This window comes from Kitasatospora sp. NPDC023120, assembly GCF_055560835.1.
Map to the genome: position 1 here is coordinate 1 of NZ_JBVHHY010000087.1, position 3,653 is coordinate 3,653.

Consider the following 3,653-nt stretch of genomic DNA (forward strand, 5'->3'; position numbering starts at 1 on the left):
CCTGGTGTGGTGGGTGAGTTGTATGTGGCGGGTGCGGGTCTGGCGCGCGGCTACCTGGGTCGTGCGGGGCTGACGGCGGAGCGGTTCGTCGCGGACCCCTTCACCGGCGAGCGCATGTATCGCACGGGTGACCTGGCGCGTTGGACCGTGGACGGGCAGTTGGTGTTCGCCGGTCGTGCGGATGATCAGGTGAAGATCCGTGGTTTCCGGATCGAGCCGGGTGAGGTTCAGGCGGTGATCGCCGGGCATCCGCAGGTGGCCCAGGCGGCGGTGGTGGCTCGTGAGGACGTCCCCGGTGAGGTGCGCCTGGTGGCGTACGTCGTCGCCGAGGAGCCGGACACGGCCGGACTCCCGGAGCTGGTGAAGGCCTCTGTCGGGCAGCGGTTGCCGGAGTACATGGTGCCGTCGGCGGTGATGGTGCTGGATGCCATACCGGTGACCATCAACGGCAAGATCGACCGCCGCGCCCTGCCCGCCCCCGAGTACACGGCGGGCGCCGGCCGGGCAGCGGCCACCCCGCAGGAGAAGGCGCTGTGTGAGGTCTTCGCCGAGGTCCTGGGCCTGGAGAGCGTGGGCGTCGAGGACGACTTCTTCTCGCTGGGCGGCCACTCGCTGCTGGCGACTCGGCTGGTGAGCCGGGTGCGTGCCCTGCTGGACGTCGAGGCCGAGATCTCCGACGTCTTCGAGGCGCACACCCCGGCCGCGCTCGCCGTCCGCCTGGGTGGCGCCGAGCAGGCCCGCACCGCCCTGGTCGCCGGCGAGCGCCCTGAGCGGATCCCGCTTTCCTTCGCCCAGCAGCGCCTCTGGTTCCTCGGGCAGCTCGAGGGAAGCACCGCCGCCTACAACGCCCCGATCGTGCAGGGCCTGTCGGGCGAGGTGGACCATGCGCTGCTTGGTACGGCGCTGCGGGACGTGCTCGGCCGCCACGAGGTGCTGCGCACGGTGATCGCGGTGGCCGACGGCCAGCCGTACCAGCAGATCGTGGGCCTGGACGAGCTGGACTGGGAGCTGCGGCTGGTCGACGTCGCCCCGGAGGAGTTGGCGGACGCGGTGGCCGAGGCGAGCGGATACGCCTTCGACCTGTCCGTCGACATCCCCTTCCGGGCCACCCTGATCGAGGCGGGTGCACAGCGTGTGCTGGCGCTGGTTCTCCACCACATCGCCGCCGATGGCTGGTCGAAGAGCCCGCTGACCCGGGACCTCTTCGCTGCCTATGCGGCGCGCTCGGAGGGTCGGGCGCCCGAGTGGGAGCCGCTGCCGGTGCAGTACGCGGACTACGTGCTGTGGCAGCGTGAGTTGCTGGGTTCGGACGAGGACGCGGAGAGCTTGCAGTCGCGTCAGGTGGCCTACTGGCGTGAGGCGTTGGCGGGTTCGCCGGAGGGGTTGGAGCTGCCGTTCGACCGTCCGCGTCCCGCGGTGGCGAGTCATCGCGGTCATCGGGTGCCGCTTGAGGTGTCGCCCGAACTGCACGCTCAGCTCGCCGAGTTGGCGCGGGCCGAGGGTGTCACCATGTTCATGGTGCTGCAGGCCGCGCTCGCGGTGCTGTTCTCGCGCCTGGGTGCCGGTACCGACATCCCGATCGGCGCGGCGGTGGCCGGGCGGACGGACGAGGCACTGGACGACCTGGTCGGCTTCTTCGTCAACACGCTGGTGATGCGGACCGACCTGTCCGGGGACCCGAGCTTCACGCAGGTGCTCGCCCGGGTGCGTGAGGCGGGTCTGGGGGCGTTCGCCCACCAGGACGTGCCGTTCGAGCGACTGGTCGAGGAGCTGGCCCCGTCCCGTTCACTGGCCCGCACCCCGCTCTTCCAGGTACTGCTCGCGGTGCACAACCAGGGGCAGCTGTCGGCACAGCAGACCACGCGGTCGGCGGCGGACCTCGCGGACCCGAGTGCCGAGGAGGCTACGGCCGAGGCGTCGGCGTCGGCGTCGGTGGCGAAGTTCGACCTCGACGTCAGCGTGGCCGAGGTCTTCGACGCCGATGGGCGGCCGGCCGGTCTGCGCGGTGGTGTGACGGCGGCGGCTGACCTGTTCGATGCGGTGTCGGTGGAGCGGCTGGTCGGTCGTTGGCTGCGGGTGCTGGAGGCGGTGGCCGTCGATCCGGGGCTGCGGCTGGGCGCGGTGGGGGTGCTGGACGAGGCCGAGCGCCACCGGGTGTTGGTGGAGTGGAACGACATCGACGCCGAGGTGCCGGCCGGTACGGCGCTGGAGCTGTTCGAGGCGCAGCTGGCGCGGACGCCGGACGCGCTCGCGGTGGTCGCCGAAGGCGTCGAGCTGACCTATCGCGAGCTGGACGGGCGGGCGAACCGGCTGGCGTGGCTGCTGGTGGGCCGGGGTGTCGGTGCGGAGTCGGTGGTCGCCGTGTGCATGGAGCGCGGTGCAGATCTGCTGGTGGCGTTGCTGGCGGTGTGGAAGGCCGGCGGCGCCTACCTGCCGGTGGACGTGGCGTACCCGGCGGAGCGGATCGCCTTCATGCTCGCCGACGCCAACGCGGTGCTGGTGCTGGGTGACAGTGCTGCCGGTTCGGTGGCGGTGGATGCTGCGACCGGGAAGGGCGTGGAGTGCCTGGTGCTCGACGGGCCCGCGGTCTCGGCTGAGTTGGCGGGGCTGGACGGCACGTCGCCGGCCACCGGCGCGCTGCCGGCCGGGCAGATGGCCTATGTGATGTACACCTCCGGTTCGACCGGTACGCCGAAGGGGGTGGTGGCGGCGCAGCGGGATGTGGCGGCGCTGGTGTCCGACCGTTGCTGGGGGCTGTCCGCCGGGGACCGGGTGCTGTTCCACGCGCCGCACGCGTTCGACGCCTCGACGTACGAGATCTGGGGTCCGCTGGCCGCGGGTGCGGCCGTACTGGTGGCGCCGGCGCGCGAGGTGGACGCTGCGTGGCTGCGTGAGTTGGTGGGGTCGTGGCGGGTGTCGCACGTCCATGTGACAGCGGGGCTGTTCCGCGTTCTGGCACAGGAGGACCCGGAGTGCTTCACCGGGGTGCGCGAGGTGCTGACCGGCGGCGACGTCGTGCCGGGCGGTGCGGTGCGGCGGGTGCTGGAGGCGTGCGACGGCGTCGTGGTGCGGCACCTGTACGGGCCGACGGAGGTGACGCTGTGCGCGACGCAGTTCGAGACGACTGCCGTCGCGGGCGATGTGCTGCCGCTGGGGCGCGGGTTGGACAACACCCGTGCCTACGTGCTGGACGAGTGGCTGTCCCCGGTGCCGGCGGGCGTCGTCGGTGAGCTGTACATCGGCGGGGCCGGCGTGGCACGGGGATACCTGGGACGCCCGGGTCTGTCGGCGGAGCGCTTTGTGGCGAATCCGTTCGGGGCTGCCGGTGCGCGGATGTACCGGACCGGGGACCGGGTTCGGTGGACCGCGGAGGGCTTGCTGGAGTTCGCCGGTCGTGCGGATGAGCAGGTGAAGATCCGTGGTTTCCGGATCGAGCCGGGCGAGGTGCAGGCCGTGGTGGCCGAGCATGTTGCGGTCGCTCAGGCCCTGGTGCTGGTCCGCGAGGACGTGCCCGGGGACAGGCGGTTGGTGGCCTATGTGGTGCCGGCTGCCGGTGACGGCGGGGAACTCGCGCAGGGTGTGCGGGAGTTCGTGGCGCGTCAGTTGCCGGAGTACATGGTGCCGTCGGCGGTGGTGGTGTTGGAGGCGCTGCC

1 protein-coding gene is annotated in these 3,653 nt (G+C 72.0%); it reads left to right on the plus strand.

Annotated elements, in window-relative coordinates:
- Nucleotides 1-3,653, plus strand: a 3,653-nt coding sequence (locus tag ACZ3TI_RS40725; RefSeq protein WP_465735601.1) for an amino acid adenylation domain-containing protein, incomplete at both ends; no start/stop codon positions are given.